Source organism: Pseudomonas sp. EL_65y_Pfl2_R96 (genome assembly GCF_963970905.1).
Taxonomy (GTDB): Bacteria; Pseudomonadota; Gammaproteobacteria; order Pseudomonadales; family Pseudomonadaceae; genus Aquipseudomonas.
The window spans coordinates 1-7859 of record NZ_CAXAQH010000061.1; the positions used below are offsets into that span (position 1 = coordinate 1).

At 47.2% G+C, this 7859-nt stretch carries 5 protein-coding genes and 1 pseudogene; 2 read left to right on the forward strand and 4 right to left on the reverse strand.

Features of this window, described 5'->3' with window-relative positions:
• Positions 1-234: 234 nt before the first annotated feature.
• Entirely contained in the window at positions 235-2202 is a 1968-nt protein-coding gene (locus AACY49_RS29120) for an AIPR family protein (protein ID WP_339527607.1), read from the reverse strand.
• 198 nt (positions 2203-2400) lie between these two features.
• Positions 2401-3561: an IS30 family transposase gene (locus tag AACY49_RS29125; RefSeq protein WP_339527608.1), complete on the reverse strand. Its 1161-nt coding sequence runs from the start codon at positions 3559-3561 to the stop codon at positions 2401-2403.
• A 393-nt stretch (positions 3562-3954) separates the two neighbouring features.
• Between AACY49_RS29125 and AACY49_RS29130 the strand changes: the two genes are divergently transcribed.
• Positions 3955-4458 carry a hypothetical protein gene (locus tag AACY49_RS29130; RefSeq protein WP_339527610.1) on the forward strand — a complete coding sequence of 168 codons (504 nt, stop codon included), beginning with the start codon at positions 3955-3957 and terminating at the stop codon, positions 4456-4458.
• Between the two features lie 265 nt (positions 4459-4723).
• Here the strand turns inward: AACY49_RS29130 and AACY49_RS29135 are convergent, their stop codons facing one another.
• On the reverse strand, positions 4724-5335 hold the full coding sequence (locus AACY49_RS29135; protein ID WP_339527612.1) for a HEPN domain-containing protein: 612 nt from the start codon (positions 5333-5335) through the stop codon (positions 4724-4726).
• On the reverse strand, positions 5328-6551 hold the full coding sequence (locus tag AACY49_RS29140) for a DUF262 domain-containing protein (protein WP_177116948.1): 1224 nt from the start codon (positions 6549-6551) through the stop codon (positions 5328-5330). Before AACY49_RS29140 ends, AACY49_RS29135 begins: the two co-directional genes overlap by 8 nt.
• A gap of 698 nt (positions 6552-7249) precedes the next feature.
• On the opposite strand from AACY49_RS29140, the pseudogene AACY49_RS29145 reads away from it, so the two are divergent.
• Positions 7250-7859 (forward strand): annotated as a pseudogene (locus tag AACY49_RS29145) (transposase); the annotation flags it as partial.

Sequence of the window (7859 nt, forward strand, 5' to 3'; positions counted from 1 at the left end):
CCATTGCTGTTCGAAGGACAACGACCGAACGAAAGCTGCCGGTAGTGAAAGTCCACTATCGACTCATACTGTTTTAAACCGCTGATCTTGAACTGCTCGGCGGTGTTTTCACACAGCCTGGGTCGGTTTCAGCCGGTCGTGGCAGGCAGCAACCGGCCACAAGCTGCCGTTCGTGACCGGCAGCATTTGTAGGGACGAGTTATTGTGAAAAATAGCTATTTGGTGATAGGCAAATTACCTATTGGAGTCACGAGCGATTTCATTGCCAGCAGTATCAAAAACAACGCCGTTGACCTGTTTCATTAACCTCCCTTGTTCTATAAGCAAGTTAATCGCTTTGCTGACTCGCACCGGCTTGGTTTCGAGCTGATTTGCTACATCAACATGGATTCTCGGCGTCCAAGGCTGGACAGGAAGCCTTTCCAGGACAGAAAGCAAAAAAACCTCGCTCTCTTGGTAAGCTGTTGCCTCTACTTTCACCGGACGTTGAATTTCACGCCTGCCATCCGATAGCTGACCGTCGACGTTCCAGTTGCGCCGTACAGCATCAATCACCTTCAGCATTATACTTTCGCTTATTTTTACGGATTTCTGACGGCCAGGAACCAAACTAATACAACTCCAGCACTCATCCATAAAGGTATCGCTAAGAACAGATAAATCCATCGAAATTAGATTTCGATGTTCAAAAGAAAATGTCCCAAGCGCTCTTGACGCAGCAACGTAAGCTAATGGGCCTCGCCAGGCTGATATGACTCCCGTATGAGAGCCACGCTTTCTCTGTCCTCTTATTATCGCCAGTTCAGCGCTCCTCATTAGCACGGCAGCGACGGGCCAAGCATTAAGTGGGAAAATTTCTGAGTAGACTGACTGGTAGGCTTCAGGGGTTCGAATCGACTTTTGCTTTAACTTGGATGCGCTGACGGGATTTTTTAAGAGTAGAGCTACAGATCCAGCAGCCATAAGGAGAGGAGAAACTATTCGCCCCTCAGGCTTACCTTCATTTTTATAGAAATTGGTTCGACGTTCATAGAACCAATCATGCTGAAGCAAGATCTCTTCAATGCTACGTTGAATCCTTTCTGTTGCATGAAGGGCCGCGGGCTCAACGGCACTTTGATTATTGGTAGCCCGAATTACTTGGTCACGAACATTCTCATCTTGAGACACAATTACTTTTACCAAAAGTGTTCTTGCGTCACCTATTAAATCTGCTGCTGACGAAAAGTGCTTATAGATTGACTCTGTGGTCTGAAGGCCGTTTACGATCTGAATATCGCGCAACTTTAGGGTTTTCCCCACAAGAGAAGCGCTTGTTGCGAGAATCGTAACACCGTTGTTTAACCACCAAAAATTAGGACCACAGCTATCATCCAAGGTATTCCTTATGTCAGCATTTACAAGGTTTTTCCCCAAATATGCTCTTACATTAGAATCAAAGAGATATCGTCGCAGATTTTTGTTCTCATCTTGAACAAAGGCACTGTAATCTCTCAATTTGGCGAGAACTACATACCCTTCCTGGCCAGCAGTTAAACATTCTTGCACGGGTAGATCTAATGCGAAGCTTCGCACTTGTCGATAGCGTTCAACCAACTCAGCTGCACCCAGCGCGTTGAATATACACTCTGATGCACTGAAATAAGAATTTAACAAATTAATGAGCTGCTGCGCCCTCGCCTTTATACTCGTACCAAGTAAATCGGTATTTCCTCGGGATGCATATACAATTTCAAACGAAATTGTAGGCCTATGGAGGGATAAGTGTTTAAATGCGGAAATAAATAAATCGCGACATTGCTTTATTTTTGCTGAGTATTTTCCAGACAGTTCTGAATTTGACAAGGAAAGATCAAAAATATCTTGGGCTGTTGCGAGAAGCGAGTCCAGCGGCCCTTGCTGGAAAGTCTCGTGATGCTTGCACGTTATAATAAAAACCTTTATCTCTGCTCCGGTTCTTGGCCAAGAAAAATCTGTGGCATCGGTTAGCAAGCGTCCATTTATAAGTACGTAAAAACCATCAATTCCACCATCCAACGAGCCGTCAGTCCACCCAAAGTCCATTTCTTCAGTTGAAAGATCGAAGCTCTTGAGTATTTGTTCTAAAGCAAATCGCTCAAAGATATCACCAATATCGCCCGGCGTTACTCTCTGCATCTGCTGTAATAAAGAGTCCACAAGAATGGTGTCGTTTTTAGCCATGGTCAAAATTCTCGACTGTAATTAAATTAGCCTTTTTGATCTGGAAGCGTAGTCCGAAAACAGTCCCCATCATGATCTGGATTGTGTCAAAGGGAAGGTGCACTGTATCGCGAATGTGAAGGCGTTGAAATCAAATTGCCATCGTCGAATTTTTAGGCTGGAACGCTCTACTGTAAGCGTCCGCTTTTGGCTGTGGATTCAACCGGTCGACGCAACAGATTGGCTAAATCGTTCAGCGGGCGTTTCGTAGTTTAGTGTTTTCCGAGGACGGCTATTTAGCTGCCTTGCCACTTCATTGAGCGTCGCTTGCGAGTGATCCGCAAGGTCAGTCCCTTTCGGGAAGTACTGCCTCAACAGCCCGTTGGTGTTCTCATTCGATCCCCGTTGCCAGGGACGATGAGGATCGCAGAAGTAGACCTTGATGTCGGTAGCCACCGTAAAGCGCTTATGGTCAGCCATCTCTTTGCCGCGATCCCACGTCAGCGATTTGTAGAGTTCCTGGGGTAGCTCGCGGGCGTTTTCGATCAGGGCGCTGATGACCGTCTCGCTATCCTTACCGACCAACTTCACCAGCATTACGTAACGGGTATGACGCTCCACAAGAGTGGCAATCTGGCTGTTCCTGCTACCGCACAGCAGGTCCCCCTCCCAGTGACCTGGCACCGCCCGATCTTTAACCGTAGCCGGGCGTTCGCGGATCGATACCGCGTCTGTGATTCGACCGTGATTTTCTTTCTTCTGCGTGTGATGGCGCGAGCGCCGCATGGCCCGCGTGCGCCGTAAATGCTCAAGCAACTCCTTCTTCAGAGCCCCGCGAGCTTGTATGAAGAGGGTGCGATAGATCGTCTCGTGTGACACCTGATAGCTCGTATCGTCCGGGTAGGTACGCTTCAGCCAACCTGCAATTTGTTCCGGTGACCACTGCAATTGAAGCTTGTCTGCAACAATTTGCGCCACCGCTCGGTTCTCAACAAGTTTGCAGACCTTAGGTCGATGGGCGCGATCCCAGGCAGCCTGATCAGCTCGATTAGCCCGGTAGCATCCTTGGCCACCGTTGCGTCTGATCTCACGACTGATCGTAGAGGCCGCTCGCCCTAGCTGCGCGGCTATGGAACGGATCGAGTTACCTGCCACCACTGCACGCGAAATCTCTTCGCGTTCAGCCAACGTCAGCGCCAACCTGGACCTGTGGCGTACAGCGGGTCTGATCCCTCCTGTCTCGGCCAAGATGCGCTGTATCGATGAGTGGTTTCGTTCAAATAGTTGGGCGATGTGCTGGAGAGAGTCGCCTTTTTGCCAGTGATCCCACATCAGCTTTTTCTGGCTTTCGGTGTAATAGATCCGAGGTCTCTGCTTCATCTGCAACACTCCTTCTGCTTACACAGAATTTAGTTGTGTTGCGTCGACCCGTTGAATCCACAGCCGTTAGCCGCCTTTCGCGGTAGGCAGCATTCGGCCAAAAGCTGCCGGTCGACAGCAGTGCGGATAGCGCCTGGTTCTGAGTATTGATAGAGACGCAGCCATACCCCGCTATGCCGGATAGAAGTACCACGATTTCGGCAGCTCCCATTTTGGCGGCATGACGATAACGTTGGAACCGGATACAACGCTTGCCCCCCCTTGCAATAGACATGTTCCGTTCGAATCGAGTAGTGTTTCAGCCGAAGTAGAAATAGTCGCTACTTCGTTCGCTGGACAGTCAAACGCTGTGCTTTTGCTTGCCCTTAACTCAAGCGTAACGTGAATAGAATTATGATCGAGCCAGATATAAATGAAGTAGTTGCTGAGGCAGAACGATTCAGGCTTAAACTGGAGCTTGCCAAAAAAGAAAATAATTTATTAGTTACAGAAGATTTTCCAGTCATGAACTGCAAGCTATCCTCCTTGCTATTCGCTTACCACGCACTTCAAAAGTGGCCATCTATAGTGATTTATGGTGTTAGTGGAAGAGCCGCAAACTATGTCGGGGACGATACGATTTCCCATTACTGGCTTGAGTATCAGGAGACAGCAATAGACTTGACAGCGGATCAATACAACATAATTGAAGAAAAGCAGCTTAATAGAGAAATACTCATAAGCCGACCATTCAAACCCGTATCCACGGGGAGCATTGATAGCATGCAAAATTACAAGCTATTCAAAATCTCCTACCGAGACACCTATATCTTGGGCCTACCTGAATTGGCTGAGGATTTCCTTCACGACCTTCATGCTAGCTATGAAGCCCTCAGTGACTTTACACCATGCAGATAACAGCTGGTTCAAATCGTTCTCTTCGCTCACGGGAACGGGCTAAGACTCCAACTTCTCAGACACTAGATATTCACTTCCGGCCAGTTCTTGGCCTCTTGTGACCGGCAGATTTTGTCAGAAAGCCGCCGGTCGCGAACGACAGTAATCGACCAAAAGCGGCACATCTTAGCGCCACTTTTTATTCGATAAAGCCGGAGCCAAGCTCAATTGCCTACTAATGAAACTTATATTAAGAACCAAGTGTGCCTCACCTGCTCACCGATTCTTAGGTCAGAGACTCAATGACTATAAACATTTTTTGATCTAACTTCTCGAGATATCCATGTATGTTTTTCACATCAGCAACCTCGTCTTTGGGGTTGATTTCCTTTTTTAGAGATGTGCTGTGGGCCACTTCTCCACGCTTAGTTCCAAAGCTATCTAATAACGGGACAAGCTCTGGAATTAAAGCTTCGATATCAAAACCTATCGGAGACATTAAAGCCTTAACATCCTTCTCCTTTATCCCGTTATTTTTGGTGATTCGTTTTTTAAATAAAACAAACGAATAATTCACTGTTTCTTCAGTAGTTTTCAGTGAAAATAATTGCCTATCTGATATCTCTGGGTCGTTTTTTAACGCAGCTAAAACGCTGATCAGTTCTTTGCTGCCAATATTTGAGGCTTGCCATTTGGCTAGAGTTTTGTCGGCAATTTGCCTCACAACATCCTCTAAGTAAGATTCGATCTCAGCGTGTGCTAAGAGCCTATAGCCGCGCGCCATATCTTTAACTTGCTCTTCGTAATCACCAATGTCACTAAACTCCTTGGTAATAAGGTGATCCTCAAGTTCGGCCAGCCTATTTGAAAGCTCAGAATATCTAAGAGTATTAGTCATGAGCGTTTTTCACTACTATATTGCCGTTCTCCTTCTGAGGGATTCCCAAGCCTGCACCAATCAAATTATTTAGCTTTTCGTACCATGCAGCGAGTCTAGTTACAGTAGCATCCATGCTCTTAGTGGTAGCCTCCACCGCAGTTAAAAAAGCCGATTCGCTGCAAACTTCTTTATACGCTTGTTCAATATCTTCATAATGCCCAACCGCTAGCTTTCTCACCTCTGAGTGAGAGAATGCTAAAATCATGACGTCGAAAACAGCCCTGTTGAATCTAGATTCGTATTGCTGACCTGTCCATTTTCTATATGCATGACCAGCGAAAATTGCTTTAACTGTTTCGTGTGAAGCTATAAAATCTTCATACTGCTGGTTTACTTCAGCTTCACAGCCTGGCCAGCGCTCATTATATAGTTTGCAGGTAGAATCAAGAAAATTCTTCAGATCTCCTTTGTAAGAGACTAAAAATCCTTTGAAGGCAAAGTATCTGAGCAAAAGCTCAGAGTCCCGCATTCTGAAGTCGGCAGACTTAATTTTAAGAATTTCTCTCAACTGTGTAGAATTCGTCGACTTCTTCTCCAAGAAATTAACAAAAGGGCCAGGGTGCAAAGCTTGCCGAAGTTCTTGAGGTGAAAGAGGTACGCTTCCCGTGTTCAGGCGGAGAAAAACATGATACAGAAAGCGCTCATCTCCCCAATTTTTTATTACAACTGTCCTTATCGTCTGATTTTCCAAGGAGGCGATGTCATTTAAAAACTTGGGGTTCTCTCTTAATGCCTCAATCGTCTTGTTATTTAGATCGTCTTTTAAGTCTAGACTTTTTAGAGTTAACTTTTTGTAACTTTCAGCTTGGTCTGTTGTCGCAAAAAATTGTCGAATGCTTAAAAGGCGTTGTTTTCCATCAAGTACTATATAAGAGCCCTTTTTAGCTTTGGATTCGGCTAAAACAATTTGAGGGATCGGAAACCCCAGGATTAAGGACTCAATAAAGCGACTTTTCCTTGCAGCATCCCATGCATCTCGGCGCTGAAAGTCCGGGCTTAATAAGATATTTCCCTTATCTATTTGACTGACTATTGTCTCTGTCGTCCAATCACTGGCACTGATAGCTATGGATGAAAAGTCGAAGTTTTCGTGAGAAATATCAATATCTTTCTCGCTCTCTAACTGACTCTCATCTTCGGTAAAGATACTTTCATCATTCAAATCATTAGCCATACACTACTTCCCTTTTATATAATTAATCGCAGTCATTAATGCTAATTCAGAATTCCCGTATGGTAAAGCTGCATGCTCTGGGGGCACGAGGGCGCAGCAGCAACGCACCTTTCGACTCTCACCAGAGGACATTCACTAAGCTACAGCGATTTGCCAGCGACCTTTCCAGAGGCTGTGCTGGGTAATCGTCGCCGTCTTCACCTGCGCATATATGAGCTGAAACGGGTCTGAGGATTGCTCATAATCAAGCCTAAGCTTCAGGCACGCAATCTTCCTCGCCTGGTTATGGCTAGTGACTCTGGGCTTGGTTCGTTTGCAGTCTACTTATGTACGTTTGCTGTCCATCATCAGCGACCGCTTTTTGCCGTTTTCTACCCATCGCGAGAGGCAGAAAACGACCTAAAGGGTCACTAATATCTTCGTTAACAGTCCTCTTCAGGCGCAGATGGTAAATGTCCTGTTGTACAACCAGTTAGTCCATTTATTCATTGTGCACTTATGGCTAAAAAGGGTAAAAATGCGCCCGCTAGGAAGGCATGGCGCGCGCAGGTTGGCGCTTTTTGTAAGGCAAGATGGGGCCTCTAGGAGCCTTGGTCTACGACAAGGGGAACATCAGCAGAGTCTCGGCTGAACGAGCCCCATGAAAGACAGGACACCGTTTCCCCCTTACGATAAGGAATAGGCAAACGGTTATGTTTATGACTAACAGCAACGATAAGAGTGGGGAGCTTTTGGGTCAGGAGCGGCGGCGCCGCTGGAGCCCGGAGCAAAAACTGGCCATGGTTCGCGAGAGCCTTGAGCCAGGACAAAGCGTTTCGGTGGTGGCTCGGCGCAATGGCATCAATGCCAATCAGCTGTTCCTGTGGCGCAAGCTTTACCAGGACGGCAGCCTGTCGGCGGTCAGTGCAGGCGAAGCCGTGGTGCCTGCCTCCGAGCTGAGCGATGCGCTCAAGCAGATCCGTGAACTGCAACGGATGCTGGGCAAGAAAACGATGGAAGCAGAAATCCTCAAAGAGGCCGTGGAGATCGCCCGGTCGCGAAAGTGGATTGCGCACTCACCCTTGTTGCCGGGGGACGACCAGTGAAGTTGGTCAGCGAATGTCTCGGTGTGGCGCGCTCGCAATTAACGGTTCGAATCAAGCAATCGGTATCGCCCAAGACACGGCGAAGCAGGCCTGTGAACGATGTAGAGCTGGTCGCTGAAATCCAGCAAGAGGTCAGCGAACTGCCCAGCTATGGATACCGTCGCGTCTGGGGACTGCTGCGTCGTGCACGTGAAAAACGGTCGCTGCCGGCGGTCAACGTGAA

Bases quoted from the DNA above. Each gene is read 5' to 3' on its own strand.
- AACY49_RS29120 (WP_339527607.1), bottom strand. From the start codon at position 2,202: ATGGCTAAAAACGACACCATTCTTGTGGACTCTTTATTACAGCAGATG.
- AACY49_RS29125 (WP_339527608.1), bottom strand. From the start codon at position 3,561: ATGAAGCAGAGACCTCGGATCTATTACACCGAAAGCCAGAAAAAGCTG.
- AACY49_RS29130 (WP_339527610.1), top strand. From the start codon at position 3,955: ATGATCGAGCCAGATATAAATGAAGTAGTTGCTGAGGCAGAACGATTC.
- AACY49_RS29135 (WP_339527612.1), bottom strand. From the start codon at position 5,335: ATGACTAATACTCTTAGATATTCTGAGCTTTCAAATAGGCTGGCCGAA.
- AACY49_RS29140 (WP_177116948.1), bottom strand. From the start codon at position 6,551: ATGGCTAATGATTTGAATGATGAAAGTATCTTTACCGAAGATGAGAGT.